The 24,155-nt window shown below is 64.8% G+C and carries 34 protein-coding genes and 1 pseudogene; 20 read left to right on the top strand and 15 right to left on the bottom strand.

The window, feature by feature from the left end; translation table 11 throughout:
• Positions 1-27 precede the first annotated feature (27 nt).
• From AC3WS4_RS23430 to AC3WS4_RS23420, 3 genes are all read left to right on the top strand, one after another.
• Positions 28-471: a glycine zipper 2TM domain-containing protein gene (locus AC3WS4_RS23430; RefSeq protein ID WP_492740712.1), complete on the top strand. Its 444-nt coding sequence runs from the start codon at positions 28-30 to the stop codon at positions 469-471.
• 278 nt (positions 472-749) lie between these two features.
• Positions 750-1,874, top strand: coding sequence for a diguanylate cyclase domain-containing protein (locus AC3WS4_RS23425; protein ID WP_492740713.1), 1,125 nt, complete (start codon positions 750-752; stop codon positions 1,872-1,874).
• 91 nt (positions 1,875-1,965) lie between these two features.
• On the top strand, positions 1,966-2,439 hold the full coding sequence (locus tag AC3WS4_RS23420; protein ID WP_492743020.1) for a hypothetical protein: 474 nt from the start codon (positions 1,966-1,968) through the stop codon (positions 2,437-2,439).
• A gap of 470 nt (positions 2,440-2,909) precedes the next feature.
• Here AC3WS4_RS23420 and AC3WS4_RS23415 read toward each other — a convergent pair whose 3' ends face one another.
• A complete protein-coding gene (locus AC3WS4_RS23415; protein ID WP_077029184.1) occupies positions 2,910-3,080 on the bottom strand; it encodes a DUF1328 domain-containing protein in 171 nt (56 codons plus the stop codon).
• A gap of 371 nt (positions 3,081-3,451) precedes the next feature.
• Here AC3WS4_RS23415 and AC3WS4_RS23410 point away from each other — a divergent pair, with 371 nt between their 5' ends.
• The 9 genes from AC3WS4_RS23410 (at position 3,452) to AC3WS4_RS23370 (ending at position 7,607) form a co-directional block, all read left to right on the top strand.
• Entirely contained in the window at positions 3,452-3,634 is a 183-nt protein-coding gene (locus tag AC3WS4_RS23410) for a DUF3606 domain-containing protein (RefSeq protein ID WP_137893791.1), read from the top strand.
• Positions 3,631-3,897, top strand: a complete 267-nt coding sequence (locus AC3WS4_RS23405) for a hypothetical protein (protein ID WP_492740715.1) — start codon at positions 3,631-3,633, stop codon at positions 3,895-3,897. The genes AC3WS4_RS23410 and AC3WS4_RS23405 overlap by 4 nt, the downstream gene beginning before the upstream one ends.
• 43 nt (positions 3,898-3,940) lie before the next feature.
• Positions 3,941-4,561 carry a retropepsin-like aspartic protease family protein gene (locus AC3WS4_RS23400; protein ID WP_252170965.1) on the top strand — a complete coding sequence of 207 codons (621 nt, stop codon included), beginning with the start codon at positions 3,941-3,943 and terminating at the stop codon, positions 4,559-4,561.
• A 75-nt stretch (positions 4,562-4,636) separates the two neighbouring features.
• Positions 4,637-5,080, top strand: coding sequence for a hypothetical protein (locus AC3WS4_RS23395; protein ID WP_492740716.1), 444 nt, complete (start codon positions 4,637-4,639; stop codon positions 5,078-5,080).
• Between the two features lie 10 nt (positions 5,081-5,090).
• Positions 5,091-5,750 carry an SOS response-associated peptidase family protein gene (locus AC3WS4_RS23390; RefSeq protein ID WP_137893796.1) on the top strand — a complete coding sequence of 220 codons (660 nt, stop codon included), beginning with the start codon at positions 5,091-5,093 and terminating at the stop codon, positions 5,748-5,750.
• Positions 5,751-5,810: 60 nt separating this feature from the next.
• Positions 5,811-6,485 (top strand): SOS response-associated peptidase, encoded by a 675-nt coding sequence (locus AC3WS4_RS23385; RefSeq protein ID WP_293644168.1) that lies wholly within the window; start codon positions 5,811-5,813, stop codon positions 6,483-6,485.
• The gene (locus tag AC3WS4_RS23380; protein WP_062179569.1) at positions 6,485-6,664 is read left to right on the top strand and encodes a DUF6961 family protein; all 180 of its coding nucleotides are present in this window, start codon (positions 6,485-6,487) and stop codon (positions 6,662-6,664) included. The genes AC3WS4_RS23385 and AC3WS4_RS23380 overlap by 1 nt, the downstream gene beginning before the upstream one ends.
• Positions 6,661-7,251, top strand: a complete 591-nt coding sequence (locus tag AC3WS4_RS23375; RefSeq protein WP_062179566.1) for an alpha-ketoglutarate-dependent dioxygenase AlkB — start codon at positions 6,661-6,663, stop codon at positions 7,249-7,251. The genes AC3WS4_RS23380 and AC3WS4_RS23375 overlap by 4 nt, the downstream gene beginning before the upstream one ends.
• An 80-nt stretch (positions 7,252-7,331) precedes the next feature.
• Positions 7,332-7,607, top strand: a complete 276-nt coding sequence (locus AC3WS4_RS23370) for an HU family DNA-binding protein (protein ID WP_056350296.1) — start codon at positions 7,332-7,334, stop codon at positions 7,605-7,607.
• Positions 7,608-7,616: 9 nt separating this feature from the next.
• Here AC3WS4_RS23370 and AC3WS4_RS23365 read toward each other — a convergent pair whose 3' ends face one another.
• Entirely contained in the window at positions 7,617-8,039 is a 423-nt protein-coding gene (locus tag AC3WS4_RS23365) for a VOC family protein (protein ID WP_137893798.1), read from the bottom strand.
• A 342-nt stretch (positions 8,040-8,381) separates the two neighbouring features.
• Here AC3WS4_RS23365 and AC3WS4_RS23360 point away from each other — a divergent pair, with 342 nt between their 5' ends.
• Together AC3WS4_RS23360 and AC3WS4_RS23355 are read left to right on the top strand one after the other, a co-directional pair.
• On the top strand, positions 8,382-9,296 hold the full coding sequence (locus tag AC3WS4_RS23360) for an exonuclease/endonuclease/phosphatase family protein (protein WP_062179560.1): 915 nt from the start codon (positions 8,382-8,384) through the stop codon (positions 9,294-9,296).
• A 14-nt stretch (positions 9,297-9,310) separates the two neighbouring features.
• Positions 9,311-9,469, top strand: coding sequence for a hypothetical protein (locus tag AC3WS4_RS23355; protein ID WP_171013847.1), 159 nt, complete (start codon positions 9,311-9,313; stop codon positions 9,467-9,469).
• Positions 9,470-9,752: 283 nt separating this feature from the next.
• Here AC3WS4_RS23355 and AC3WS4_RS23350 read toward each other — a convergent pair whose 3' ends face one another.
• The 6 genes from AC3WS4_RS23350 to AC3WS4_RS23325 all read right to left on the bottom strand — a co-directional run bounded on the left by AC3WS4_RS23350 (position 9,753) and on the right by AC3WS4_RS23325 (position 14,631).
• On the bottom strand, positions 9,753-10,136 hold the full coding sequence (locus tag AC3WS4_RS23350; protein ID WP_492740717.1) for a nuclear transport factor 2 family protein: 384 nt from the start codon (positions 10,134-10,136) through the stop codon (positions 9,753-9,755).
• Positions 10,137-10,223: 87 nt separating this feature from the next.
• Positions 10,224-10,487: a hypothetical protein gene (locus AC3WS4_RS23345; protein WP_492740718.1), complete on the bottom strand. Its 264-nt coding sequence runs from the start codon at positions 10,485-10,487 to the stop codon at positions 10,224-10,226.
• Positions 10,484-13,015 (bottom strand): cbb3-type cytochrome c oxidase subunit I, encoded by a 2,532-nt coding sequence (locus AC3WS4_RS23340; RefSeq protein ID WP_492740719.1) that lies wholly within the window; start codon positions 13,013-13,015, stop codon positions 10,484-10,486. The genes AC3WS4_RS23345 and AC3WS4_RS23340 overlap by 4 nt, the downstream gene beginning before the upstream one ends.
• Complete coding sequence (gene coxB, locus AC3WS4_RS23335) at positions 13,012-13,959, bottom strand: cytochrome c oxidase subunit II (protein ID WP_492740720.1); 948 nt, start codon at positions 13,957-13,959, stop codon at positions 13,012-13,014. Before coxB ends, AC3WS4_RS23340 begins: the two co-directional genes overlap by 4 nt.
• Positions 13,952-14,317: a c-type cytochrome gene (locus AC3WS4_RS23330; protein WP_492740721.1), complete on the bottom strand. Its 366-nt coding sequence runs from the start codon at positions 14,315-14,317 to the stop codon at positions 13,952-13,954. The genes coxB and AC3WS4_RS23330 overlap by 8 nt, the downstream gene beginning before the upstream one ends.
• Positions 14,314-14,631: a hypothetical protein gene (locus AC3WS4_RS23325; protein WP_492740778.1), complete on the bottom strand. Its 318-nt coding sequence runs from the start codon at positions 14,629-14,631 to the stop codon at positions 14,314-14,316. Before AC3WS4_RS23325 ends, AC3WS4_RS23330 begins: the two co-directional genes overlap by 4 nt.
• Here AC3WS4_RS23325 and AC3WS4_RS23320 point away from each other — a divergent pair.
• Positions 14,527-14,913, top strand: a pseudogene (locus AC3WS4_RS23320) (c-type cytochrome); the annotation flags it as partial. The gene AC3WS4_RS23325 and the pseudogene AC3WS4_RS23320 sit on opposite strands and share 105 nt — an antisense overlap.
• Positions 14,914-14,938: 25 nt before the next feature.
• Here the strand turns inward: AC3WS4_RS23320 and AC3WS4_RS23315 are convergent.
• Entirely contained in the window at positions 14,939-15,601 is a 663-nt protein-coding gene (locus tag AC3WS4_RS23315; protein WP_492740722.1) for a cytochrome b, read from the bottom strand.
• Positions 15,598-16,311 carry a cytochrome c oxidase assembly protein gene (locus AC3WS4_RS23310; protein WP_492740723.1) on the bottom strand — a complete coding sequence of 238 codons (714 nt, stop codon included), beginning with the start codon at positions 16,309-16,311 and terminating at the stop codon, positions 15,598-15,600. The genes AC3WS4_RS23315 and AC3WS4_RS23310 overlap by 4 nt, the downstream gene beginning before the upstream one ends.
• Positions 16,312-16,391: 80 nt before the next feature.
• Here AC3WS4_RS23310 and AC3WS4_RS23305 point away from each other — a divergent pair, with 80 nt between their 5' ends.
• The 3 genes from AC3WS4_RS23305 to AC3WS4_RS23295 all read left to right on the top strand — a co-directional run bounded on the left by AC3WS4_RS23305 (position 16,392) and on the right by AC3WS4_RS23295 (position 19,359).
• Positions 16,392-16,850: a DUF2231 domain-containing protein gene (locus AC3WS4_RS23305; protein ID WP_492740724.1), complete on the top strand. Its 459-nt coding sequence runs from the start codon at positions 16,392-16,394 to the stop codon at positions 16,848-16,850.
• Positions 16,847-18,193, top strand: a complete 1,347-nt coding sequence (locus AC3WS4_RS23300) for a PQQ-dependent sugar dehydrogenase (RefSeq protein ID WP_492740725.1) — start codon at positions 16,847-16,849, stop codon at positions 18,191-18,193. The genes AC3WS4_RS23305 and AC3WS4_RS23300 overlap by 4 nt, the downstream gene beginning before the upstream one ends.
• A 152-nt stretch (positions 18,194-18,345) precedes the next feature.
• Positions 18,346-19,359 carry a cation diffusion facilitator family transporter gene (locus AC3WS4_RS23295; RefSeq protein WP_235535732.1) on the top strand — a complete coding sequence of 338 codons (1,014 nt, stop codon included), beginning with the start codon at positions 18,346-18,348 and terminating at the stop codon, positions 19,357-19,359.
• On the opposite strand, the gene AC3WS4_RS23290 is transcribed toward AC3WS4_RS23295, so the two are convergent.
• From AC3WS4_RS23290 to AC3WS4_RS23280, 3 genes are read right to left on the bottom strand one after another with little or no spacing between them, the layout of a single operon-like run.
• Complete coding sequence (locus AC3WS4_RS23290; RefSeq protein WP_492740726.1) at positions 19,356-20,429, bottom strand: sensor histidine kinase; 1,074 nt, start codon at positions 20,427-20,429, stop codon at positions 19,356-19,358. The genes AC3WS4_RS23295 and AC3WS4_RS23290 overlap by 4 nt on opposite strands.
• Entirely contained in the window at positions 20,426-20,872 is a 447-nt protein-coding gene (locus tag AC3WS4_RS23285; RefSeq protein ID WP_056350270.1) for a response regulator, read from the bottom strand. Before AC3WS4_RS23285 ends, AC3WS4_RS23290 begins: the two co-directional genes overlap by 4 nt.
• A complete protein-coding gene (locus tag AC3WS4_RS23280; RefSeq protein WP_062179527.1) occupies positions 20,865-22,367 on the bottom strand; it encodes a sensor histidine kinase in 1,503 nt (500 codons plus the stop codon). Before AC3WS4_RS23280 ends, AC3WS4_RS23285 begins: the two co-directional genes overlap by 8 nt.
• A gap of 305 nt (positions 22,368-22,672) precedes the next feature.
• On the opposite strand from AC3WS4_RS23280, the gene AC3WS4_RS23275 reads away from it, so the two are divergent.
• Complete coding sequence (locus AC3WS4_RS23275) at positions 22,673-22,978, top strand: response regulator (protein WP_492743018.1); 306 nt, start codon at positions 22,673-22,675, stop codon at positions 22,976-22,978.
• A gap of 22 nt (positions 22,979-23,000) precedes the next feature.
• Here AC3WS4_RS23275 and AC3WS4_RS23270 read toward each other — a convergent pair whose 3' ends face one another.
• Complete coding sequence (locus tag AC3WS4_RS23270; RefSeq protein ID WP_062179522.1) at positions 23,001-23,258, bottom strand: hypothetical protein; 258 nt, start codon at positions 23,256-23,258, stop codon at positions 23,001-23,003.
• 127 nt (positions 23,259-23,385) lie between these two features.
• Between AC3WS4_RS23270 and AC3WS4_RS23265 the strand changes: the two genes are divergently transcribed.
• A complete protein-coding gene (locus AC3WS4_RS23265; protein ID WP_062179519.1) occupies positions 23,386-23,601 on the top strand; it encodes a hypervirulence associated TUDOR domain-containing protein in 216 nt (71 codons plus the stop codon).
• A 68-nt stretch (positions 23,602-23,669) separates the two neighbouring features.
• On the opposite strand, the gene AC3WS4_RS23260 is transcribed toward AC3WS4_RS23265, so the two are convergent.
• Positions 23,670-24,155, bottom strand: a complete 486-nt coding sequence (locus AC3WS4_RS23260; protein ID WP_062179514.1) for a CinA family protein — start codon at positions 24,153-24,155, stop codon at positions 23,670-23,672.

Here is a 24,155-nt window from a genome sequence, read left to right as displayed (position 1 = left end):
GGCACGCAACCAAATGGAGTGATGCCGATGAACCGCCTGATGATCCTTCCCCTCGCAGCCGCAACCGCCATGGTAAGTGCCTGCGCCTCCACGGGCAGCAGCTACGCCTATGACGACGGCGGCTATGGCTATTATGATCGCGCCTATTACGACCAATATGGCCGCTATGACTATGATCGCCCCGACCCGCGCTACAGCGGCTATTATGCGGAGAATTATTATCGCAACGACCGGCGCTATCGCGAACGCCGCCTCAGCGACAACGACCGCATCTATCGCGGCCGCGACAACAAATATTATTGCCGCCGCAACGACGGATCGACCGGCCTGATCGTCGGCGGGATCGCGGGCGGCGTGCTCGGCAACGTGATCGCCGACGGCAGGTCGGAAACGCTCGGCACCGTGATCGGCGCGCTCGGCGGGGCAGCCGTCGGGCGCGAAATCGATCGCAGCAATGTGCGCTGCCGATGATTGAAATAATATCGACGGCCACGGGAACAATCCGGCCATCCGCGCGTCGATAATTTGCAAGCTCGGGTCTCAGGACCCGACTTCAGGAAAGCCCCGCAGCCTTGTGCAGCGGGGCTTTACCTTTTCGGGCATCGAATGTTCGGCGAATGCTCCCACGCTTCCAACTTTGTTAACGCTCGGCGTCTAGGCTGAAGCGTGCGGGATTGCAGGAGGTTCGGCCGTGCGCAGGAGGAACCGGTCCTCCCGGTGGGCGGTAATTCTCGGCAAGGAGCTGAGCGATGTCGACCCCGGTCAAGTATTCTCCCGACGCGATCGAAATCGAACTGATCCGAAGTCTCTACGATGGCCTGCTGCCCTCGCTCGTCATGTCGCTCGGCTTTCTCCTATGCGGGGCGCTGATCATCGAACAATCGGGCGACATGCTGATCGCCGGACCCTATGCGATCGGCGTCCTCGCCTCGATCGCCCGGCTCCTCGTTGCCTCACGCGACGCAACCGCCGCGGATAATCCCGCGATCGCACTCGGTGAGGCCCGCCGGCTCGAGCGCCGCTACGCGGCGAGCTACACCGTCTTTGCAGCCATGCTCGGCTTCTTCGCCGCGCGGGCGCTTGCCCTACCCGATCCAGCCATCGACAAGCTCGCGATCTGTCTCGTCATCGGCTATGCGGCCGGTGTCGCGGCGGGGACGAGCCTTCGCCCGCGCATCGCCATAGCCTCGCTCCTTCTCGCCGTCCTGCCGCCGGTCGTCACGATGCTCGCTGCCGGAACGCCGCTCCACATCGCAACCGCGCTGATGACCGCCGCCTTCCTCGCCGGCGGCATCTTCAGCTTGCGAAAAAGACACGCCCGCGCTCTCGATGACATCGGCCGCCGGCTCACCTTCGCCTCGCTCGCGCGAAGCGACGGGCTCACTGACCTGCCCAATCGGCTGGCGCTGCGCGAATGGTTCGACCGCAATGTGCGCGCCGCAAAGCTCCGCCCGATCGCCCTTCATTGCCTCGACCTCAACGGCTTCAAACCTGTGAACGACAGCTTCGGCCATCCCGTCGGCGACGCGTTGCTCACCGCGGTGGCAAGACGAATTTCGGGAACCTTGCGCGAAGGCGACATTGCCGCGCGCCTTGGCGGCGACGAGTTCGTGATCGTGCAGCTTCAGATCGGCAATCCCGACGAGGCCTATATGCTCGCGGAACGCGTCGCAGCTTCGATCGCGCGTCCCTTCGCCGTCGGAAGCCATGATATCCGCGTTTCGACGTCGATCGGTTATATCGTGTGCGACGACCTGTCGCGCGACCTCGAGCAACTGATCAGCCTCGCCGACGAGGCGCTTTATACCGCCAAGCGAAGTGGCCGCAGCATCTGCCGATATCAGGACGCTGCGGCGCTGCAGGCCGCGGCGTAAAAACGGCGAGGCAGCAGCAACATCCGCCTACGCGGAGCGTTGGTGCTGCGAGGGGGATCGAGGATCAACGATGCCCCGTATTCTTTTGCTCATGACGTCCGTTCTCGCGCTCGGCGCCGCGACGCTCTCGCTCCAGTCCTGCGGCAGTGAACCGGTCGAGGCCGCCCCGCCGGAGGCAGCGACGAGTGCGCTCGTCACCCTGCCCGACGGCTCGACCATGGCGGCGGCGTCAGGATCGCTGACGCGCGAGATGGCCGATTGGCTTGCATCGCGCGAGGGCCAGAGCAGGACATTCACCTTTCATGGCTTCGAAGAAGACAGGCCCAAATTGACGAGCATCGGTCTCGGCCGAGCCGCGGACCTCGCCACCGTCCTTCGCGCGGCTCCGGCCGCGACGATCGAAATCGCCGGCGACGAAGGCCAGATCAGCCTCCTCGCCCATTTGCTCGAGGATCGCGGCATCGCATCCGAACGGATGAAGATCGTCCCGGCGGCCGGGATCGGAACGGCGATGCTGACGCTCCATCGCGGCTCCATGTCTCCGCTGATGACGGCAAAGTCCTGAACCTCTATGAGGTGAATGAAGGCCAGCTTTAGCCTGCCAAGTCCTCGAACCACCGCGCGTAGGGCGTGTTGACTGCCATATGCCGGTTATAGTCCGGGGCTCCATCGTCCCACCACACCGGTCCGCGCTCGCCAAGCGCGCGTTTCGACCGATCGATCGCCGAGCGGGCCCGCCGAAGCGCGACGCCATCCCTTGCTGCGAGCGCCGTTCGCACGTTCCGCCGGGCAGTCATTAGTTCGGAAACAAGTCGCTCGCGCTGGCCAGGCTCAAGCGCCGGGTTCGACATACGCCAAAGGCGGCCGCGAATGACGAAATAGCGGCCGTCGGGGGTGACTTGGATTGGGTCGGGCCGCTGCTCAGACACGGCCGAAAAAGGAAGGCGATATAGTCGTGTGCCGGCGACCGAGGGGTTTGTGATCGCCGGCACCCGTGAGGATGGCAAAGTCGGAAACTTCGGCCATCCCGGAAACTCAGGGCAATGTGCGGCGTCCGCGCCCGAATACGAAGGCGACGATGAAGAGGACGACGCCGATCACGAGCAAGATCTTGGCGAAGTCGGCCGAAAGGCCGGCGATGCCGCCGAAGCCGAGAAGCGCCGCGACGAGCGCGACGACGGCAAAGATGATAGCCCATCTGAACATGATAAATCTCCCGTCTGGACGCAGTCCGCCAGTCGCCCGACCGCGTGAGCGGGGGACGGTGAAAGCTGCGCCGATTCATCCGTGGTGGATGTCCGGGTAACGCTGGCTCGTTTAGAAAGTTCCGCGCCGAGCGCGCCTCCGCATCCCCGGAATAACCTGTGTTAATCCGAAAAATTTTCTCGGGAACGCTTGCCGTCGTCGGCGCGTCATTCGGGGTTGAGAGCGCCACTCCGCTCAACCGGCGAAAGAGGTATCGAAGGCAAGGTGCCGACAGAATCGCGGCACAGACAGGCGCAGATTGCTGCGCCTTCTGGGCCGGGCCGCAGCTCCCGCGCGGCCCGGCTTCGCGAGCGCAGACACAGGAGACCATGATGGCGGATGACAAGAGACTGACGGGCGCCTCCGATCGCGATCGGATCAGCCTTTCCGAAGATTATGAGATCCGCGATTGGACCGAGAGCCTCGGCGTGGGCGAAGAAGAACTTCGCGAGGCTGTCGATGCTGTCGGAAACAGCGCGGACGCGGTCCGCGCCTATCTGAACCACGGCCGATGACTCGGGACACTGCAGCAACGGCTCCGGTCGAGCGGATAGCCAGGGTCCTTGCCGGACATGAGCTCAGCCGGAACGGCGAAGGCGAACTGCGGTCGGCGGCCGATGCCGTCGACATGCTCTGGCCGGAGTATACCGCCGCGGCGCTCGCTATCCTCAAGACGATGCGGGAGCCGAGCGGGCGCATGCTGGCAGTCGGGGTTGCCGGGGTGTGGGAAAGAATGATCACCGCGGCGATCGAGGACGAGACGATCTCCGAGAGCTGATCGTTCAGCCACGCGACACGAGGCCGGTGATAAAGCCGCCGATATGCCTCTCACCACCGATCTCCCTTGGGAGCAACTCGCGATCTATGCGGCTGGCGCCGCGCTCGTCTTGATCCTGCTGTTCAAGATCCCCTATGTCGGCCGCGTGCTGCGCGGCCTCTTCTCCTTCGCGCTTCTCGCCTTCGCGATCTTCCTCATTCTTCAGCACGCCCCCTTCGATCCGAACCTCGGCCGCCTCACCGCGGCGATTGGTCTCGATCGACAGCAGGTCGTCGGCAGCGAGGTGCGCATTCCCATGGCGCGCGACGGACATTTCTGGGTCGATGCCGAAATCAATGGCGTTAAGCGAAGGATGCTCGTCGACAGCGGCGCCACCGTGACCGCGCTATCGCAGGAGACCGCCCGCGCAGCCGGGGTCGAGGCCGATGCAACGCTGCTGCCGCTCCTGATGCAGACCGCGAACGGGACGGTGCGGGCCGAGGCCGGAACGGTCGATGCGCTCGCGGTCGGCGCCATCGAGGTACAGCGGCTGAAGGTCGTGATCTCACCCGCGCTCGGCAATACGGATGTGCTCGGCATGAATTTCCTGTCGCAGCTCGCCGCCTGGCGCGTCGAGGGCCGCACGCTCTTCCTTGTTCCTCAACCCGCCGACGTCGACCCCTGATAGACACGGCACGGATTCGCCTTTGTTCCATTTTTGTTCTATGTTCCGTGACCGACTCGCAACGAAAGACCGGCCATGGGTGACGTAATCCCGTTCGACAGATCCGAAGGTGACGACCGCATCCGCGGCCATGCTGCCGCCAATGATTTTTTCGCACCCGGCGGTTTTCTCGCCGCGATCAATGCGGTCCATATCACCGGCGCGCATCTCGCGCGCGCGATCGAGACGATCCGGCATCTTGTGGTGAAGAGCCCGAGCGACATTGCGGAGCATGGCCGTCTGCTTGAGCGCTTCGCGCGCGAGCAGGGACTCGGTGATCACGGCGGCGCCGCGCTCCACGCGCGCGCAATCGCCCTCGATCGCTGGGCGCAGGAATTCGACCCGTTCGGCGAGAGCGACATCAGCGGCTTCTACGCCGCCGGCGGCAGCGCCCCGCTCGTCGAAACCGAGATCGGTCTCGGATTCGAGCCGGCGAGCTTTGCGGAACAAGTCCAAAAATGGACGAAGATTTTCGCCTGAAGCCCGAGAGATGAGCCGCCTCTACACCCTTGCCGCCACGGCTTCGGACGTCGCCGATCATTTCGGCGCCGGCGGCTTTACCGATATCGCCGTTCCCTCGGAGACGATCGAGGCCCTCCCCGGCCTCGTCGTCCACGAAACGAACGGCCGGCGGCACCTTCGCCAGATGCTCTGGGGCTTCCCGCGCCTCACCCGCGAGATGCGGCTGCGCGGCGATCCGCCGGGCCGCATCGGCCTCGTCGCCGATCTCACCAACCCGATGTGGGAAGGTCTCGTCGTCGAGCCCCGCTATCGCTGCCTCATTCCGCTGACGCACTTCGCGAACCCCAACGGCTCGCCGGGCGAGAAGACACGCAGTTGGTTCTCTGCCGAAGGCCAGCCGATCATGGCCTGGGCGGGCTTCGCCAAGAACACCCCCGAATTGGGTCCCGTTTACGCCGGCATGACGATGGACGCGAACGAGCTCGTGCATCCCACCAACGATCGCATGCCCGTCCTCCTCATGCCCCATGAATATGAACGCTGGCTCCACGGCTCGATCAAGGATGTCATCGGCTTCCAGTTTCGTCCGCCACCGCCCGCAGAAAATTTTGTCGCCGAGCATACCGACGATCTTTGGCGCAGCGGCAAATTGCCGCCGAGCGCGCGGCCCCAGCAAGCGCTGCTCTAGCAGAGCGCCGTTTCCCCCCATGCCCTTCCTTCCCGGCTCGATGCTGATAGACTGACGTCCATGTGCAATCTCTACACCGAGCGCAAAAGCGCGGCCGAGGTTGCGGCGCATTTCGGCGTCGACCTCCCCGTACCGGCGTTCAACAGCGCCGAGGATGTGTATCCCGGCTATTCGGGCATGGTCGTCCGCGAAGAGCAGGGAAAGCGCGTCCTGCGCTCGATGACCTGGGGTTTTCCGCGCCACTCCAAAAGCAAGAAGACGGGCCTGCCTAACAAGCCGAGCCCGACGAACAACGCACGCGACGATCAGCTCTTCAATCCTTATGGTATGTGGAGCCAATGGTTTGCCCAGCCGGCGCATCGCTGCCTGATCCCGTTCACCGCCTTTGCCGAAGCCGTCGGCGAAAAAGGCGCAATGACGAAGACCTGGATCAGCGTCACCGATCAGCCGCTTGCGGCCTGGGCGGGACTATGGCGCCCCACCGACGAATGGGGCGACGCCTATACCGGCGTGATGGTGGACGCGACCGAGGAACTGCTCGATATCCACGACCGCATGCCGGTGATCCTCCGTCCCGAAGATCATGAGACTTGGCTGCACGCGCCCGCCGACGAAGCATTCGGGCTCGTGCGCAAATATCCGGGCGACCGCCTCGTTGCCGAGCATAGCAACGACCCCTGGAGCAACCGCGGCAGGACGTCGCCCCCGCTCCCCGATATGCCGACCCTGCTCTGATGCTCACCGAAGACCGCCATCTCTGGGCCTGCGCCCTCGCCGTCGAAAAGCAGCATGGAGCGGGCGCACCGCGCTTCGTCGCAGCGCGCATCGGTGCGCTCGCGCTCGCGGGGGATAATGCGGGCGTCGAGCGCTGGAAAGCGATCGCGGCGAAGCTGAACGCACTCGCAAGGACATGAAACACAACCCTGTCAGCAAAAGTGCCGCGGCGCAGGCCGATCTGTTTGGCCGTGCACTGCTTCCCGGTCTCGAAGCGGCCGAAGCCTTCGTCACGGAAGCCGAGGAAGCGGCGCTCATAGCCCATATCGAACATGCTGGGCTCGAGGCCTTCAAGTTCCAGCAATGGGAGGGCAAACGCCTCACCCGCTCATTCGGATGGAGCTATGATTTCCAGACGGGGGTTTTCGCACGCGCCGCGCCGATCCCCGACTGGCTCGCGCCGATCGCCGCTCGCGCCGAGCGTTTTTCAGAACTTCCGCCGGGCGCCCTCGCGCAGGCGCTGCTGATTTCATACGGCCCCGGGGCCGGCATCGGCTGGCATAAAGACCGGCCCGTCTTCGAGCATGTCGTCGGCATTTCGCTGGGAGCAGAGGCGGCGATGCGCTTCCGGCGCCGCCGAGGAGACAAGTTCGACCGCTTTGCACTGCCGCTCGCGCCCCGCTCGATCTATCGTTTCACCGGCGAAGCGCGGCACGCGTGGGAACATAGCATCGCGCCGATCGAGACGGCGCGCTGGTCGATCACCTTCCGCAGCCTCGCGAGTTGATCGCGATAGCGAAGGCAAATATTCGCTCCTATAGAGACCGCCCGGTCGGCGAGGGGCCGACCGCATAAGGGAGATATTGAATGAACCATGCCGACCTTTCGGACGCAGTTGCTAGCGCGCTCGGAACCAGCAAGGCCGACGGCAAGAAGGCTGTCGACGCCGTGTTCGCCGCGATCGCCGACGCCGCCGCCAAGGGCGAGGAAGTATCGGTAAACGGCTTCGGCAAGTTCAAGGTCAAGGAAAGCGCAGCCCGCGAGGGCCGCAACCCTTCGACCGGTGAGACCATCCAGATCGCGGCCTCGAAAAAGCTCGGCTTCGGCGCGGCGAAGGCGGTCAAGGATCGCCTCAACGGCTAAGACCCGACGTCAGGCGCCGAAGGTCACATGGCCTTCGGCGTCGATCGGCCAAGCCGGATTCCAAGCGATTTCCCAGGCGTGATCGTCGGGATCGGCGACATAGCCCCGATAGCCGCCATGCGGCGGTGCATCGCCTGGCCGGAGCACCCGCCCGCCTGCAGCCTCCAGTGCCGCGATCACTGCATCGACCTCTTCCGCCGACCCGACATTATGGGCGAGCGCGAAGGCCCCCGGGCCTCCGAACGAGGTCCGCGTCATGTCCTCGGCGAGCTTTGCCTCAAGCCATGTGCCGAGGATCAGACCGTTCATCTGATAGAAGGCGATTTCCTCGTTCGCGAACACCGGCGTCCAGCCGAAGCCTTCGCTATAGAAGCGGCGGGACCGGACGAGATCCGCGATCCCGAGCGTCACGACTGCAATCTGCTGCTGCATGCATCGGTCTCCGATATAGGCTCTTTAACAACGGCAAGGGAGCCAGCCTTGTTCCCGCGATCACGAAGTCCCTATGAATCGCCGAAGCCAGACATCAGCTCGCGCCGAACAATGGATCACGAACCTCCTTGTTGGAAAGTCGAGTACCGCACGGAAATTCGGGTAAACTTGATCGAAATCAATATCATATTACACGTCATTCGGAACAATTCCTCGTAGGTGCGCATTCTTGTAGTGCCTCGTCTCTCCCCCTGGTTCCCGGGAGACGAGGTTCTCTCCCCAGATAATATTGCTGCCAACGAAGAGGTTGAAAGCGCCCCGCGTCGCGGCCAGAAGCGCCCGATGAACCAGCGCCTCCTTTTTATAGCTGCTACTCTCCTTTCGCTCAGCGCTTGCGCGGGGGCCGAGCAAGCTTCGCAGCCCTTTTCGCCCTCTGTCCTGCAAGACCGGCCGCTCACCCTGGCGAGCTGGAACCTCGAATTCCTTGCCGAGCATAACGGCGACGGATGTCAGCCGCGAACCGACGCCGACTATGCCGCCATGCGGCAGATAGCCGATGGGCTCGACGCCGACCTGATCGCGTTTCAGGAAGCGGAGAGTGTCGCGGCGGCAGAGCGCGTGTTCGACCCCGCCCGCTATACCGTCGTCATGGAAGAGCGCGCCGGTAGGCCCAGCGGGACCTGCGGCGGCGAGCACAAGTCGCAGCGCGTGATCCGCCAGGCTGTCGGATTCGCGATCCGCAAGACCATTGCGTTCGACCGCCACCCCGATGTGACCAGCCTCATGCTCGGCAATCCTCAACTGCGCTCGGGCGTCGACATCACGCTCCGACCTGAGCGCGCGAGGCCGCTCCGTCTGCTTTCGATCCACTTGAAGTCGGGCTGCTTTGCCGGAGATACCGCCAAGGCGTGCCCGATCCTGTCCGAGCAGATCCCCGCGCTAGAGGCGTGGGTCGATGCGGCTGCCGAGGCGCCTGTGCGCTTCGCCCTGCTCGGCGACTGGAACCGCAGGCTCGGCCTTGCAGCCGACCGCGTCTGGTCCGAGCTCGATGATGGCACGCCCTCGAACGCCGATCTCCGTCTCGCAGATGCCGGGACGGGACCGAAATGCGATCCGCGCTACGACAGTTTCATCGATCATATCGTCCTTGACCGGCGCGCCGGCGCGGACATGCTGAGCTTTGCCGAGACGCTCTACGGGTCGGGCACCAAGCATTACTCCGATCATTGTCCCATATCGGTGACGCTGGCGCGGTGACGGGAAGAACAACCATGGATCAGGACCTTGTCGAAGCGCTTGAATTCTTGCTTGGCCGGGATGACGACGGCGCCCTGTTCGATCGCGAAACGCCGGAAGGCGGATATCGCTCGCAAGGTCTCGAGAATGCGCTGAGAACGATCCGCCGCAACCTTCGCGCAAAGCCGGATTGACCTTGGCAGCGAGAACGCTGGCCCGAAGGGCCGAAAGCCGCACTCTTGCCGGAGCCGCAGCCGGGGCGGCGTGCGGGCGGGAGCGGCGGGTCGGACGCGGCGGAGCCGTGGCCGGAGCCGCGCGCAGCGCGGCTTGCCCGCCGTGAAAGCGCGCGCCCGCACCGGCAAGAAGCGAGGCAAGTGTGCACGCGCGGCCCTACATCCGTGCGACCCCTGGCCGAGCCTGCGAGGCCAGAGCGCGCTCGACAGATGCCGCGCTCAACCTCCCCGAGGCAGAATTCGATCAGAGCTCCGACGAGGAACAAGCCGTGCATTGAGCGAGAATGATCTGCCAACAGTCGCCCTGCTGCTTCCAGAGCCGGAGATAGGCAAAAGTCCCGAAGAAAGCCGCGCCGGCATAGGTTCCCGCGACATCGGCCGTTACGACGACGCTCGCCACGTCACCGTGGGACCAAATGCGGCGGTCGCCGCGAAAGTCGAGTGAACTCAGGTCGAGCAGGCCCGAACCGTGCGCCGCTATATCACCCTCCCGCGATCGCCTGACCCCCTGTTGATCGACGAAGATCATGTCCTCCGCAAGCAGCCGCTCCAGTGCCTCGACATCGCCGGCCAGCATCGCGGCCCGCAGCTCTTCCTCGCACCTCGCAATAGTCTCGATCAGCGGCATCCATCCAACTCCCGAATTTGGCCGCCGGCCCGATCTGGCGCGGCCCTCGTTCCCGCCGTCCTATCGATCAACGAGCAAGATGGGCAGTTATTGAAAGACGATTCCGAGCCCGCCGAACGCCAGCGCCAGCATCGCCGCGCGCCGTCGCCACCAGGCGAAAGGATCGCCGGGCGTTTCACGCGAAACCGCTACGAACATCCACACCGCAGCGCCGAGAAGGACCAAGGTACAAAGCGATGCCGCGAGGCGTACGCCGGACCCGCTGCCCCCGAACTCGGCGAGGAGGTAGAGAAGGAAGAAATGTACGGCCCACAGGACGAGACCGCCCATCATGATGAACCAGCTCTTCATCCGCCCGCGCCGACCAGTCGCGAGACGAGTGCGCCCGTCACCCCCTGTGCCGCGGTGTAGACGAGAAAGAGCATCGCGAGGTCGATGCTGTTGTTCCTAGGCTGCGGGACAAGGCCGCGCGCAGCACGCGCCGCGCAGTAAAGCGCCATCAAGATTGCAATCGCCGCTGCGCATACCTGAAGGGCCAGCAGCGCATAGACGACAGCCCCCTGCCCGCTCGCAGTGGGACCAAGTTCGCTACTCGACCAACTCACGTAATCCAAGCCAAGCGCCGCACTCGAAACCGCCGCGGACAAAAGAAGCGCGAATACCGACCAGAAGGGCGAGCGTCGAAGGCATGCGCGTGCCGTGAGCGCGAGACCGATTGCGACAGCGTAGAGCCCCAGGATCGATATTGCCTCGCCGAGGGGCGGCGGCGGCCGCCAGAAGCCCGGCTGGTTCGAGGACAGGAAGGCAAGGCTGAACAGCGCCATGAGAAAGATCATGCCCATCACGACAAGCAGGATGACCATCGCCCACCAGCCATGGCTCAACGGCCCGGTAACGTAGGTCGGGACGCGGATGTCGGCGCCAATGTCGACACCCTCGATTTCGACCGGCCGGTCGGTTTCCCAAAGCCATCGCAGTACCGAGATCACCGCGAGCACGCCGCTCACCCATGCGAACATATAGGCCTGCACCGTCAGCGCGAGGAAGAAGCCCGCAGTAAAGATCGCGGCGGCGAAGGGCCATGGCGACGGCCCCGGCATGATCTGCAGATATTGGGGCTCGGCGAGCAGCGGACTGGTGACGATCGTCTCGCGAAGGCCCGTCGCCGAGCGCGGCAGGAAATAGCGCCCCTCCTCGACCTCATCCGCGAGCGCAGGATCGTCCCACAAGGGCTCGCGGCTCGTGACGACCGGGATCGAGCGCGTCGAATAGAGCTCGCTCGGCAACCATTCGAGCGTGCCGCCGCCATACACATTTCCGGCATTGCCCTCGCCCGGCGCGAGCCGGAAATTGCGCGCCAGGTCGACGAGGAAGAGCAGCACACCGAGCCCGAGCATGAAAGCGCCGACCGTCGAGATGAGATTGGGAAGCTCAAAGCCCTGCCCCGGCAGATAGGTGTAGACGCGGCGCGGCATGCCCTGCAGCCCCGCCAGATGCATCGGCAGGAAGGCGACATTCATGCCGAGGAACATGAGGCCGAACACCCATTTCGCGAGCCGCTCCGACAGCGCCCGCTTGCTCACCATCGGAATCCAGTAATAGAAGGCCGCAAACAGCGGAAAGACCATGCCGCCGATCAGGACATAATGGAGGTGCGCGACGATGAAATAGCTATCGTGCGCCTGCCAGTCGAAGGGCACCATCGCTACCATCACACCCGTCAGACCCCCCGTCACGAAAATGACGATGCTGCCCATCACGAAGAGGCCGGGCGCATTGAACTTCGGCTTGCCGATTGCGAGCGTCGCGATCCACGAGAAGACCTGGATGCCCGCCGGCACGCTGACCGCCATCGAGGCGGCCGAGAAGAAGCCCGTCGTCATCGGCGGCATGCCGGTGGTGAACATATGATGCGCCCACACGCCGAAACTGATGAAGCCCGTCGCGATCATCGCAAGGACGATGAGCCGGTAGCCGACCAGCCTCTCGCCCGCGACGGTCGCGACGATCATGCTCATCATCCCGGCGGCGGGCAGGAAGATGATATAGACCTCGGGGTGGCCGAAAAACCAGAAGAGATGCTGCCAGAGCAAGGGGTCTCCGCCGCGCGTCGCGTCGAAGAAGGGCCAGCCGAACGCGCGCTCGATCTCGAGCAGCAAGGTCCCCAGAATGATGCTCGGAAAGGCGATCACGATCATCACTGCGAAGACGAGCATCGCCCAGGCGAAGATCGGCATCCTGTCGAGGCGCATGCCCGGCGCGCGCGTCCGCAGCACGCCGACGATGATCTCGATCGCCCCCGCGATCGCGCTGATCTCGATGAAGCCGATGCCAAGCAGCCAGAAGTCGGTGTTGATTCCCGGCGAATAGGCCTTGGACGTCAGCGGCGGATACATGAACCAGCCGCCGTCGGGCGCGAGCCCGACGAAGATCGAGGCGAAAAAACAAAGTCCGCCGACGGCATAGGCCCAGAAGGCATAGGCGGACAGCCGCGGGAACGGCAGATCGCGCGCCGCGAGCATCTGCGGGAGCAGGAGCACGCCTGCCGCCTCGACCGCGGGCACCGCGAACAGGAACATCATCACCGTGCCGTGCATGGTGAAGACCTGATTATAGGTGCCCTGCGGCAGGATCTCGAGCATCGGCGCGGCGAGTTGCGCACGCATGAGCAGCGCGAGCACCCCCGCCATCAGGAAAAAGAGAAAAGCGGTTCCGAGATAATAGATGCCGATATAATTATTGTTGACCGCGAACAGATATTCCCAGCCCTTGGGCTTGCACCAGATCCGGCGAAGCTCTTCCTCCTCGCCCTTCGGCCGGCGGCCCTTGGTCGGGAAGCGATCGTAGAGCGCGGGATCGAACCCCGTTTCCGATCTCATTTGAGCGAGACCAGATAGGCGGTGAGCGCCTGCAGTTCCTCGCCGCTAAACTGATGATAGGCGGGCATACGGTTCGCGGGCTTGATCTCTTGGCTGTCGGCGACCCAGCCCGCCATCGTCCCCGGATTATTGGGCAATATGCCCGCGCCCAGCGTCCTGCGCGAACCGACATGCGTCAGATCGGGGCCGGCCAGTCCACGCGCCGGCGTGCCGCGGATCGTGTGACAGGCGGCGCAGCCGCTCGAGAGAAAAAGTGCAAGCCCCTCGCCGCCGGCGCCTTGCGACGGGAGCCGCGAAGCCTGCCACCGCGCAAAGTCCGCCGGGGTGTGGGCCACCACCACAAACCCCATCAGCGCGTGCGGGCCGCCGCAATATTCGGCGCACTGTCCCTTGTAGATACCCGGCGCATCGGCCTCGATCAGCAGGCGATTGGTGCGCCCCGGGATCATGTCCATCTTGCCGCCAAGCCGCGGCACCCAGAAGCTATGGATGACGTCGGCCGCCTCGAGTTCGAGCAGGACGGGCTGTCCTATCGGAATGTGGAGTTCGTTCGCATCGCGCAGCGTCTCGCGGCCTTGTCCGTCCTGATAATGAACGCGCCACCACCACATCTCGCCGATGACCTTGACGCGCATGGCGCCTTCGGGAACGCGCGCCGCCGAAAGCGAACTGGTGAGCATCAGGCCCCACACGAGCAGACCCGTGAGCACGACCGAGGGAAAGGCAAATCCCAGAATCCAGATCGCCTTCTCGCCGCCGAGCCGGGTCTTGAGCCGAGGCGATCCGCGCAGCGCGATCCAGAGTGCGCCAAGCACGATCGCCAATATCACGGTTCCGCCAGCAAGCAGCACCCAGGCAAGCAGGGTCACGGGCTCCGAATAGGGGCCGGCAGGATCGAGCACGGCGGGCGGCCAGCCTTCCGAAGGCAGCGCCCGGTCAGTCATCGAGGCTCAGCAGCCAGGCGGCGATCTCGTCGGCTTCGGCTTTTTTCATCGGTATAGCCGGCATCCCGGTCCCCGGCACCATTGCCGGCGCGTCGGTGACGAAGGCGGCAAGTTGCGGCGCGCGATTGGGCAGTTCGCCCGCGATCAGCGGGCGCGCGCCGAAGCCCGCGAGCGGCGGCCCCACGCGCCCTTTCGGCCAAGCGATCCCGGGCATGGCATGGCAGGCGCCGCAACCGAGCCGCGCCGCCGCATCGCGCCCGCGCGCGACGGCGGCGCGGTCGGCGGGTGCCGTTTCAACCGGGGCGGGCGCGCAGGCGCCGAGCAGCATCAAGACCGAAATCGCAGCGCCCCCTTTCATAGCCGTTCACCGTCCTCGTTTCGCTTTGGGAACCACCTCGCGCGGCCATTGGTTCCCGAAGCGTGCGCAAAGCCCCGCTTCTCCTCGTCTTGCTTCTGCCAGCATGCCATGCGCCGGCGCCGCCCGATCGCTTCCGCGCGACGGGCGAGACGATCGCGATGAGCGGCGGCGATGCGGGCGCCGAGGCGGCCTGCTTCACCTGTCACGGGCTGCAGGGCGAAGGCGACGGGCGCGACGCGCCGCGCCTCGCCGGGCTCGACGCGGGCTATCTCCATCGGCAGCTCGACGATTATGCAAATGGTCGCCGCGAGCATGCCGCGATGCGCGCAATCGCCCGCAAACTCGGCGACGGCGACCGATCGAAAGTGTCGGCATTCTACGCGGCGGTCCAGCCCGCGGCGTGGCCGGTCGAAGCCGGCAATCCGGCGGGTGCGCGCCTCTACGACGAGGGCGATCCCGCGCGGGGATTGCCGTCCTGCGCCTCGTGCCACGGTGTGGGCGGCGTGGGCGATGCCGCCAATCCGCCGCTGGCCGGTCAGTCCGCCGCCTATATCTCGGGCCAGCTTCGCGCGTGGCGCGAAGCGAAGCGCAACAATGACCCGCTAGGCGAGATGCGCCGCGTCAGCCGCCTGCTCTCGGTCGCCGAGCTTGCGGCGGTGTCCCGTCATGCGGCGTCCTTTCCGCCCCATCCTCCGGAAGCTCGGGCAACATCCCCCGCAGCACGTCGTGCCGATCCCAGAAATGATGTTTCAGAGCCGCGCCAACGTGCAGCGGGATCATCGCGACGAGGAGAATGATCAGGAGCGCATGGATTCCCTCCGCCCAGTCGAGAATCCACCACTGAATGCCTTTTTCCAGACTGTCGAAGGGCATGTGCGGCCAGGGAAGGAGCCCCGCCACTTCGAGCGGCTCGCCGCCGACCACCGACCACATCGCCCAGCCCGAGAGCGGCAGACCGAAAAAGCAGACGTAAAAGAGTATGTGCGTCACATAGGCTGCGACCGTCTGCCAGCCAAGCCGGTCGGCATCGTTGATGGGACCCGGCACGATCATCCGCCAGATCGCGCGCAGCGCAGCAAGCACGAGCATCAGCAGGCCGAGTTCGGCATGAACCCGAAACGCCTCCAACTTGTCGCCACCCGCGTCGATGCGGCTCATGCGCCAGCCCCAGCCGAGCTGGAATAGGATGAGCGCGGCCATCGTCCAGTGGAATAGCTGCCCGACGGGCGAGTAGCGGCGGTCGGTGGCATAGCGCGCCGCCCACGCCTGGATCGCCTCGATCATGCTGCCACCGGGGGCGGCTCGCCGAGGAGGCGCCAGCCGGTCCAGAGCGCCGCGCCGAGATAAAGAGCCGCGGCAGGAGCCCACATGATGAGCCCCGCCAGTTGCTGATCTTCGAGCGGCGCCAGCCCCCAGGCCATCGTCGTCGCGAGATGGGGCGCATAGAGGGGCGTGCCCGCGAAGGTGATGAGCGCCCCGAGCAGCCCCATCTGCACCATCATGGCAAGCAGCAGGCCGATCGCGAGCGGCGGCGACGACGAGCGGAGCGAAGCCCAGAAGCCGAACGCGGTCGCGAGCAACGAAAGCTGCATCAACCAGAAGGCGCCGTCACTCGCCAGCGCGAGAGCATAGGGCGCCGGCGCGTGCCAGATCCAGAATGCGAGAATGTGCGCGGCCGCCCATAGCGGCGCACCGCCGCGCGGCCGAAACCGCGGCAGGCCGAGCGCAAACAGCGGAGCCGCAACCGCGGTCAGGATGATATGGTGCGCGACGCGCACCGAGAAGAGCGCCGACGACAGGGCGCATAGCGGCGACACGAACAGCAGGACGATCAGCGCGAACCCGGCCCAGAAGGGACCGCGCGCTTTCCATCGCCACGCCATCAGCGCCGCGGCGCCCAGCGCCGCCAACAGCCAGAGATCGAGATTCCAGCGCAGCATCCAGTCAGCCGGGATCGGCGCGGGACCACAATAGGGAATCGAGGACGGATCCATCCAATTGCCAACGTCGCGCCCGGCGCGCGGGTTCCGGGAAACTATTGGGCGGTCGGCGCATTATCCAGACGGGGGCCTGCATGGAGATCAATATGGCAACGGCCCCATCGCCTCTCACCGACCCGCCCTATCGCCGACACGCGCCCCATCCGCTGCACGCCATTCTCCTCGCCTTTCCGGTCGCCCTGTTCAGCAGCGCGCTCCTTTCCGACATCACCTATCTCAACAGCGCCGAGATGCAGTGGAGCAATTTCTCGGCCTGGTTGATAACGGGCGGGCTGATATTCGGGGCTCCGGTGCTCCTGTGGTCCGCCATAGCATTTGTCCGAGGCCGAAAGCAGCCAAAGCGCGGGCCTGCCATCGCCTATTTTCTGCTGATCCTCGTTATGTGGATCGCGGGCCTCGTGAACGCCTTCAAGCATAGCCAGGATGCCTGGAGTTCGGTCGGCACGGCCGGCGTGACCCTCTCGGCCCTATCCACAGTTGCAGCGATTGCCGCCGCCTGGCTTCTCCACGCAGCGAAGGAGCCCCGCGCATGAACCGCCAGACCTCCCTCGGCCTCGTCGCTGCGGCGGCGCTAGCGGCCGCGCTCGCCGGCTGCGGCAAAGGCGATGAAAAGCTCGACCAGACGGGCGCCAGCCCAAGCCTGCCGAAGATCGACGAGACGCTCGTCCCACCGATGAAAATCGCCAAGCCTGCAGGATGGAACGGCGAGCTTCCGATCGTTCCAGCCGGTTTCAAGATCGTGCCGGTCGCGACCGACCTCAAGATTCCGCGCCAGATTCTCGTGCTCCCAAATGGCGACATTCTCGTCGCCGAAGGTTCGGGCGGCCATGCACCGAAGCTCCGCCCGAAGGATGTGATCGCGGGCTATATCAAGAGCCTTGGAAAATCCTCGGTGAAGGGCGGCGACCGCATCACCTTGCTTCGCGACGCGAACGGCGACGGCAAACCCGAACTTCGCACCAGCTTCATCGAGGATCTCGATGCGCCCTATGGCCTCGCGCTCGTCGGGAACGACCTTTATGTCGCCAACCAGGGTGCGCTGCTGCGCTTCGCCTACACGCCGGGCGCGACGCGCATCGCGGGCAAGGGCGAGGAAGTGACCAAGCTCCCCGCAGCGATCAATCATCACTGGACGAAATCGCTCGCCGCGAGCGCGGACGGGTCGAAGCTTTATGTCGGCATCGGCTCGAACAGCAATATCGGCGAGCGGGGAATGAGCATCGAGGAGGATCGCGCCGTCGTTTGGGAGGTCGATGCCGCCACCGGCGCGAGCCGCATCTTCGTCTCGGGCATCCGCAACCCGACCGCCCTCGCCTTCGAGCCATCGTCGAACGTCCTCTGGGCGGTGGTGAACGAACGCGACGAGCTTGGCGCCGAGCTCGTACCCGATTATCTGACCTCGGTGCGCGAGGGCGCTTTCTACGGCTGGCCCTACAGTTATTGGGGACGTCATCCCGACCCGCGCGTTCATCCACAAAAGCCCGAGCTCGTCAGGACCGCAGTCACTCCCGATTATGCGCTCGGTTCGCACGTCGCGCCGCTCGGGCTGAGCTTTGCGACCGAAGGCGGGCTACCGGGCTATGAGACGGGCGCCTTCGTTGGAGAGCATGGCAGCTGGAACCGCCAGACTCTCGCGGGCTACAAGGTCAGCTTCATCCCCTTCGCCAACGGACGTCCTGCCGGCAAGCCGAAGGATTTCGTGACCGGCTTCATCAAGGACGGCAAAGCGCGCGGCCGCCCGGTCGGCGTCACCTGGGACCCGGCGCGCGGCGCGCTCTGGATCGCCGACGATCTCTCGAACACCGTGTGGCGCGTCACCGGACCTCGCGCGCTCGCGATGGAATCACCGGTCGCTGCTGCAGCCAGCAAAAGATAATCAGGCGGAGCCGCCCGGCTTGGGACATAGCGACGCGTCTCGGGAACGTGCCGCCCCGCCGGGCGTAGCTGACCCATGACGCGTCCCATCCCCTGTCTATCGATATCGAGAGCCTGCGCGGCCCCTTGGGCCGCGATGGCGAAGGTAGCTCGGTGATAGACCAGTCTGATACGGGCAAGCCGCGCTCGAGGGCGCATCATATCAGGGCGAACATCGTGCTTTACGGTGCGCTCTTTGCCAATCTCGGCATCGCCGTCGCCAAATTTGTCGCCGCGGCGATCAGTGGTTCCTCGTCGATGCTATCGGAAGGGGTCCATTCGCTCGTCGACAGCGGCAATCAGATGCTGCTCCTCTACGGCCAGGCGAAGGCAAAGCGGCCGCCCGACAATCGTCACCCCTTCGGCTACGGCCGCGAACTTTATTTCTGGGCGTTCGTCGTCGCAATCCTCATCTTTGCTGTCGGAGCCGGCATTTCCATCTACGAAGGCTGGATTCACTACCGGGATCCCGAGCCGCTTCGCGATCCGACGATCAACTATGTGGTGCTCGCCATCGCCTTCCTGCTCGAGGGTGCGTCGTGGACGATCGCGGTGCGCGAGTTCAACGCCGGGCGGCGCGGGCTCGGCTGGTGGACGGCGGTGCGGCGGTCGAAGGATCCCGCAGGTTTCATCGTTCTGTTCGAAGACAGCGCCGCGCTCGCCGGCCTCGCCATCGCCGCCGGCGGCATATGGCTGAGCCATGCGACAGGGGATCCGCGGATCGACGGCATCGCCTCGATGGCGATCGGCGCAATCCTGGCGGCGGTCGCGATCCTTCTAGCCCGCGAAGCGAAGGAGCTGTTGATCGGCGAGGCTGCGGACCCCGAACTGATCGCGCGTATCTGGACCATCGTCGAACGGCGCCGCGAAATTACAGCGGTCAATCATGTGCGCACGATCCACACCGCACCCAATTCGATCTTCGTCGCGGTAAGCGCCGACTTCGAGGATCGTCTCGCCATGGGCGAGGCCGAGACGCTGATCGAGGCGATCGAGGCCGAGCTCAAGGCCGCGTCGAGCGATATCAGCTCGATCTACATCCGCCCCGAAAAGCAGTCCGATGCGCTCGTCCAGCCTCGCCCGTCAGCGGCGGCCGAACCCGCGCGGCAGCCGCGCGGCGCAAACTAGGCTTTGAGCTCGCCCGGTCGCAACTGGATCCGGATGAGCGCGCTCGTGCCCGGCATATCGCGCGATGCATCGACCGCGCCGTAAGAGACAGCCGCCTTGTGGGTCCGCGCCAACGCTTCGATGAGGCGCGTTCCGAGACCCGTGCCGCGCGCCGTTCCGTCGGACGGCATCCCTGCCCCGTCGTCGACAACCGCGAGTTCGAGCAATGTCTCGTCGGCCCGGCGAAGCGATATCCGAATCTCGCCATCACGGCTGTCGCCATAGGCATATTTGCACGCGTTGCTCACCCATTCGTTGGCGATCATGCCGAGCGCCACGGCCTTGTCGGTGGCCACACGCATGGGCTCGACGTCGGCGATGACACGCCGCGCGGCGACCCCTGTCGACCAGGTTGCCGAGAGATCCTCGGCAAGGCCGCCCAGATAGTCGTCCATCGCCACATATTCGACGTCGTCGGTGGTGTAGAGGCGCCGGTTGACTTGCGCGACCGTCGCGATCCGTTGCTGCGTCTTCTGCAGCGCCTCGCGGGCGGCGGGATCGGCGATCGTCTTCGACTGGAGGGCGACGAAAGACATCACCATCTGGAGATTGTTCGCGACGCGGTGGTTCACTTCCTTGAGCAGCGCTTCCAGCCGCGCATTGGTCGCGCGCAGCTCGCTCTCCACCTCGGCGCGCGCGCGCCGAAGCTGGGCACGCTCGAGCACCTGTTCGAAGCTCGAGGCCAAGAGATCGAAGAAATCCTCGCCGACCGACTTTACCACATAATCGTCGGCACCCGACTTCAACGCCGCCACGGCGATGCGGCTCTCCTCGGAGCCCGTCACATAGACGACGGGCGGGCAGTCGCGCAGGGCGCGAAGCGCCTCGAGCGTGGCAAGCCCGTCCTGCCCGGGCATATAGTGATCGACGGCAACGAGATCGAAGGCAGTGACCTTCGCCATGTCGACGCCCTCGCCGCCGCTTGCCGCGAGGCTGACTTCATAACCTTTCCGGCCAAGCGCGCGCGACGCAAGCCGCCGCATGCCGTCGTCGTCATCGATATAGAGAATGTGGGCCAGGGCGGGTCTCAAGCCGGGTCGGGATCGGGGACCTGGATCACCGACAGGAAGAGACCGAGCTGGCGAATGGCGTCGGCGAAATTCTCATAGTTCACCGGCTTGGTGATATAGACGTTGCAGCCGAGGTCGTAGCAGCGCTGGATCTCGATCTTGTCGTCGGTGGTCGTGAGCACGACGACGGGCGTGCGGCGCAGCGGACTGCTGTCGGCCTTCAGCCTGGCGAGAATGTCGGTCCCGCTCATGTCGGGCAGATTGAGGTCGAGCAGCACGAGCGCCGGCCCGTTGCGCACCGGGCCCTCCGCCGCATCGTACAGGAACTCGAGAGCCGAGGTGCCGTCAAGAAAATGATGGATCTTGTTGGAAATGCCGGCGCGCCGGATGTTCTTCTCGATAAGGCGCGCATGCCCCTCATCGTCCTCGATCATCACGATGTTTACGGGCAGTTGGTCAGGCATCTTCTTCTCCGCTTTGCCACACGAGAGGCAGGATCAGCCGAAAGGTGGAACCCGCACCGAGTTCGGACTGGATTTCGATATTACCGCCGAGGCGATAGGCAAGCGCGCGGGCGTGGGCAAGGCCGATGCCCTCGCCCTGCTGATCCTGGACACCGGACCTCCGGAAGAGGTCGAACACGCGTTCATGATCGCGCGGCTCGATGCCGCGACCATTGTCGGCGACCGCCACCCAAGCGCGCCCGAGATCGGCGCCCCCGGTTATGCGAATGATCCCCGCCCGCCCCGGCTGCGAATATTTGAGGGCATTCTCGATGAGGTTCGAGAGGATCTGCTCGACCGCGACCCGGTCATTGATCACGGTCGGCAGGTCCGACACTTCGACCGTCGTGCCGGTCTCGTCGATGCGGTGCTGCAGGCTGCCGACGATCGCGCCCACGACGTCGCCGAGAGCAAGCGTTTCGGGCGCGAGCGTGCGGCGACCCTGGCGCGAGAGATTGAGGATCGCGTTGATCAGCCGGTCCATCTTCTGCGTGGAGGTGCGAATGAAGCCGATCGATTCCGGCAGATCCTCCTCGATCGCGAGCCGCGTCGCGGCGTCGGGCGCCTTCCAGCCCTGCGCATCGCCCTGTTCGAGATAGCCCGAGATCGCCTTGCGCGCGGTCTCGAGTTCGGCCGTGAAACCCATCACATTGACGAGTGGCGAACGCAGATCGTGCGACACGATATAGGCGAAGCGCTGGATTTCGGCATTGGCGCGCTTGAGTTCGCCCGTGCGCGCATCGACCAGTTCCTCAAGCCCTTCGTTGAGACGGCGAAGTTCCGCGCGCGATGCGCGGAGCTCGACGAGATTGTTGCGAACGAGGAGCAGCGTGGCGGCTGCAACGACCAGCAGGAGAATCCCGGTTCCGATCAGCGTCAGGGTGAACAGGGATTGCGTGCGCTGCTGGCGTGCTTCGCGATCCTTGAGGAGGGCGAGTTCGCGCTCGAGCATCGTCTCGACGACCGCGCGCGCAGCGCGCACCTCGAGCACCCCCTTGTCGTTCGCGAAGTCGGCGATCAATGCCGCGCGGTCCGTGCCGCGAAGGCCGAGAGTCGCCTGGTAATGACGGCCATAGGCGTCGAGATGCGCGCGGAGCCTGGCGGCGCGGCCGCGCTGGTTTGGATTGTCGCTAATCAGCGCCTCGAGCGAGGCGAGCTGGGCGCGCGACCGGTCCTCGGCCTCATCCATGATCGCCGCGAAGGCCGGGTTCTGCGTGAGGATCAGCCCGCGGCGCGCCGTTTCCATTCGTTCGGTCGCGCTGGCGAAAGCCCCGAGATTTGCCTCGACAGCGAGCGTGTGCGCCACCTTTCGGGCGTCGGCCTCATTCTGGCGCTGCACATAAAAAGCAGTCAAGGCCGCCGCGAGGAGCGCAACAAATCCGAGCGTCAGGAGAAGGATGATGAGGCGACTCGCCCGCGTGTCGCGGCCGAGCGACGAGATCCTGGCCGATTCCATCGATATGCCCCTCGGCCCGGTCGAACAATTTGTGCCGTGCATGCACTGCCATGCCCTTCGTGGCAAGCAGCCTTGCTAGCTCTATCAGCCGAGATTGCAGGCGGCCTGGGTGGCGATTAACATGGATCAATATGATTTTGGATGAGGGTCGCCGATGCTCAGGCGTAGGCGCGGCACCGGGAGGACATTCACTCGGATGCCGCCGTAAGTCGAGCTTCGTGAGCGCGCCGCAAGCGCCTCGCAGATAATGCAGGAAAAATATGCCCAAAAGGATATTGGTCGTCGAAGATGATCCACTTGTCGCCATGATGCTCGAAGATGCGCTGGGCGCGCTGGGGCATGATATTGTCGGGGACGCCGGCGATATCGCATCGGCGCTCAGACATATCGCGACAGGCGAATTCGATGCCGCGATTGTGGACGTCTATCTCGAATCCGGTTTGCCGTGCGACGCGGTTGCAGAGGCTCTTGCTGCACGGTCGATCCCTTTCCTCGTCGCGACGGGCGGTTTCGTCGGTCAGCCTGGCCCCTGCTGGTACGACAAGCCGATCCTCGCGAAGCCTTTCACCATTGATAGCCTCGAAGTCGCGCTCGCCAGCCTCGCTCCATAATGAACCGAGCGCGCGCCGCCGATCAGAGTCCGGCTTTCTCAAGGGCGGCGGCGACCTCATCGCCGAGCCCATCCGGCCCTTTTGGAGACATGCGGTTGAGCAATGTCTGTATCCGCTTCTGGGCGACTTGCAGGGCCTTGTAGCGCACCTCGCGTTCGCGGTTCGTCCGCCAGGATCGGCTCTCACCAAGCAACGCCGCCCATTTCGCCTCTTCAGCGGCAAGGACGGCCAGGGCAAGCCGCAAACCGTCGCGTTGTCCGCGGGCATGATCGTCATTCATCGCAGCCTCCCCACCTTAACCTGCAACTGCAACGAACGGGCCTGCGCCAGATGTCTTTGCTGCTCGCCGCTCCACGAGAGGAACCTTTGCCGCGCACACGGACTGTTTTACGGAAAGGAGAGCGACCATGAAAGACGAACCCAAGAAGGGCGACGAGGTGACGTGGAAGAGCCACGGCGGACGCGCCGAGGGCAAGGTCGTGCGAAAAGTGACGAAAGCAATGGACATCAAAGGCCATCATGTCGCGGCATCGCCGGCGAACCCCGAATATCTGGTCGAAACGGCCGAGGGAAAGCGAGCTGCCCACAAGGCTGGGGCCTTGAATCGAAAAGAGCCGCGTTAAGGACAGCTGCCGAACTCGGCCCTGCGCGCGCCTGCGGCCCCGCCCGCCCGAGTGTCCGCGACCCTCGTTCACGATGCCGCATCGATCATGATCTGTAGCGCTGCGGCCACGGCCTGATCGAGAACATCGCGGCGGCCGATATCGCCGAAATGAAAATCCATGACCCGCACCGCGTCGGCGTCGGCGGCGCCAATGTAGACAAGGCCTACCTCTTCGCGGCCTTCGCGAGGGCCGCAGAACCCCGTGATCGCAATTGCAATCTCGGCATGGCTTGTCCGAAGAGCGCCAGTCGCCATCGCGGCGGCGACCTCGGGATTCACCGCTCCATCTCGCTCGGCGTCTTCTCGGGCGACGCCGAGCATCTCGCATTTGGCGTCGACCGAATAGACGATGAAGCCGCGCTCGAGATGAACTCCGAGCGCGGCATCGGCTGCGAGAACCGCTGAGAGCTGACCGCCGGTGCAGCTTTCGGCTGTCACGAAACGCAGCGTCTTTCCGGCCAGATGCCGGGCCAGCTTACGCGTCCGCCGTTCGATCAGCGTTGCAGCGCTCAC

This window comes from Sphingopyxis sp. EU05-FHT14B03, assembly GCF_058790875.1.
The sequence above is the reverse complement of the archived record's forward strand: the minus strand, read 5'-3'. Positions and strand labels throughout refer to the sequence as shown.

What these genes read in the sequence shown, in the direction of transcription:
- AC3WS4_RS23355 (WP_171013847.1), top strand. Translation starts at nt 9,311, where the DNA reads ATGGATCAGGACCTTGTCGAAGCGCTTGAATTCTTGCTTGGCCGGGAT.
- AC3WS4_RS23390 (WP_137893796.1), top strand. Translation starts at nt 5,091, where the DNA reads ATGAGCCGCCTCTACACCCTTGCCGCCACGGCTTCGGACGTCGCCGAT.
- AC3WS4_RS23340 (WP_492740719.1), bottom strand. Translation starts at nt 13,015, where the DNA reads ATGAGATCGGAAACGGGGTTCGATCCCGCGCTCTACGATCGCTTCCCG.
- AC3WS4_RS23405 (WP_492740715.1), top strand. Translation starts at nt 3,631, where the DNA reads ATGACTCGGGACACTGCAGCAACGGCTCCGGTCGAGCGGATAGCCAGG.
- AC3WS4_RS23400 (WP_252170965.1), top strand. Translation starts at nt 3,941, where the DNA reads ATGCCTCTCACCACCGATCTCCCTTGGGAGCAACTCGCGATCTATGCG.
- AC3WS4_RS23345 (WP_492740718.1), bottom strand. Translation starts at nt 10,487, where the DNA reads ATGAAGAGCTGGTTCATCATGATGGGCGGTCTCGTCCTGTGGGCCGTA.
- AC3WS4_RS23285 (WP_056350270.1), bottom strand. Translation starts at nt 20,872, where the DNA reads ATGCCTGACCAACTGCCCGTAAACATCGTGATGATCGAGGACGATGAG.
- AC3WS4_RS23360 (WP_062179560.1), top strand. Translation starts at nt 8,382, where the DNA reads ATGAACCAGCGCCTCCTTTTTATAGCTGCTACTCTCCTTTCGCTCAGC.
- AC3WS4_RS23310 (WP_492740723.1), bottom strand. Translation starts at nt 16,311, where the DNA reads ATGGATCCGTCCTCGATTCCCTATTGTGGTCCCGCGCCGATCCCGGCT.
- AC3WS4_RS23415 (WP_077029184.1), bottom strand. Translation starts at nt 3,080, where the DNA reads ATGTTCAGATGGGCTATCATCTTTGCCGTCGTCGCGCTCGTCGCGGCG.
- AC3WS4_RS23280 (WP_062179527.1), bottom strand. Translation starts at nt 22,367, where the DNA reads ATGGAATCGGCCAGGATCTCGTCGCTCGGCCGCGACACGCGGGCGAGT.
- AC3WS4_RS23265 (WP_062179519.1), top strand. Translation starts at nt 23,386, where the DNA reads ATGAAAGACGAACCCAAGAAGGGCGACGAGGTGACGTGGAAGAGCCAC.
- AC3WS4_RS23430 (WP_492740712.1), top strand. Translation starts at nt 28, where the DNA reads ATGAACCGCCTGATGATCCTTCCCCTCGCAGCCGCAACCGCCATGGTA.
- AC3WS4_RS23370 (WP_056350296.1), top strand. Translation starts at nt 7,332, where the DNA reads ATGAACCATGCCGACCTTTCGGACGCAGTTGCTAGCGCGCTCGGAACC.
- AC3WS4_RS23410 (WP_137893791.1), top strand. Translation starts at nt 3,452, where the DNA reads ATGGCGGATGACAAGAGACTGACGGGCGCCTCCGATCGCGATCGGATC.
- AC3WS4_RS23300 (WP_492740725.1), top strand. Translation starts at nt 16,847, where the DNA reads ATGAACCGCCAGACCTCCCTCGGCCTCGTCGCTGCGGCGGCGCTAGCG.
- AC3WS4_RS23425 (WP_492740713.1), top strand. Translation starts at nt 750, where the DNA reads ATGTCGACCCCGGTCAAGTATTCTCCCGACGCGATCGAAATCGAACTG.
- AC3WS4_RS23350 (WP_492740717.1), bottom strand. Translation starts at nt 10,136, where the DNA reads ATGCCGCTGATCGAGACTATTGCGAGGTGCGAGGAAGAGCTGCGGGCC.
- AC3WS4_RS23315 (WP_492740722.1), bottom strand. Translation starts at nt 15,601, where the DNA reads ATGATCGAGGCGATCCAGGCGTGGGCGGCGCGCTATGCCACCGACCGC.
- AC3WS4_RS23365 (WP_137893798.1), bottom strand. Translation starts at nt 8,039, where the DNA reads ATGCAGCAGCAGATTGCAGTCGTGACGCTCGGGATCGCGGATCTCGTC.
- AC3WS4_RS23325 (WP_492740778.1), bottom strand. Translation starts at nt 14,631, where the DNA reads ATGCTCGCGGCGACCATTTGCATAATCGTCGAGCTGCCGATGGAGATA.
- AC3WS4_RS23395 (WP_492740716.1), top strand. Translation starts at nt 4,637, where the DNA reads ATGGGTGACGTAATCCCGTTCGACAGATCCGAAGGTGACGACCGCATC.
- AC3WS4_RS23420 (WP_492743020.1), top strand. Translation starts at nt 1,966, where the DNA reads ATGACGTCCGTTCTCGCGCTCGGCGCCGCGACGCTCTCGCTCCAGTCC.
- AC3WS4_RS23375 (WP_062179566.1), top strand. Translation starts at nt 6,661, where the DNA reads ATGAAACACAACCCTGTCAGCAAAAGTGCCGCGGCGCAGGCCGATCTG.
- AC3WS4_RS23275 (WP_492743018.1), top strand. Translation starts at nt 22,673, where the DNA reads ATGATGCTCGAAGATGCGCTGGGCGCGCTGGGGCATGATATTGTCGGG.
- AC3WS4_RS23330 (WP_492740721.1), bottom strand. Translation starts at nt 14,317, where the DNA reads ATGAAAGGGGGCGCTGCGATTTCGGTCTTGATGCTGCTCGGCGCCTGC.
- AC3WS4_RS23270 (WP_062179522.1), bottom strand. Translation starts at nt 23,258, where the DNA reads ATGAATGACGATCATGCCCGCGGACAACGCGACGGTTTGCGGCTTGCC.
- AC3WS4_RS23380 (WP_062179569.1), top strand. Translation starts at nt 6,485, where the DNA reads ATGCTCACCGAAGACCGCCATCTCTGGGCCTGCGCCCTCGCCGTCGAA.
- AC3WS4_RS23385 (WP_293644168.1), top strand. Translation starts at nt 5,811, where the DNA reads ATGTGCAATCTCTACACCGAGCGCAAAAGCGCGGCCGAGGTTGCGGCG.
- coxB (WP_492740720.1), bottom strand. Translation starts at nt 13,959, where the DNA reads ATGACTGACCGGGCGCTGCCTTCGGAAGGCTGGCCGCCCGCCGTGCTC.
- AC3WS4_RS23305 (WP_492740724.1), top strand. Translation starts at nt 16,392, where the DNA reads ATGGAGATCAATATGGCAACGGCCCCATCGCCTCTCACCGACCCGCCC.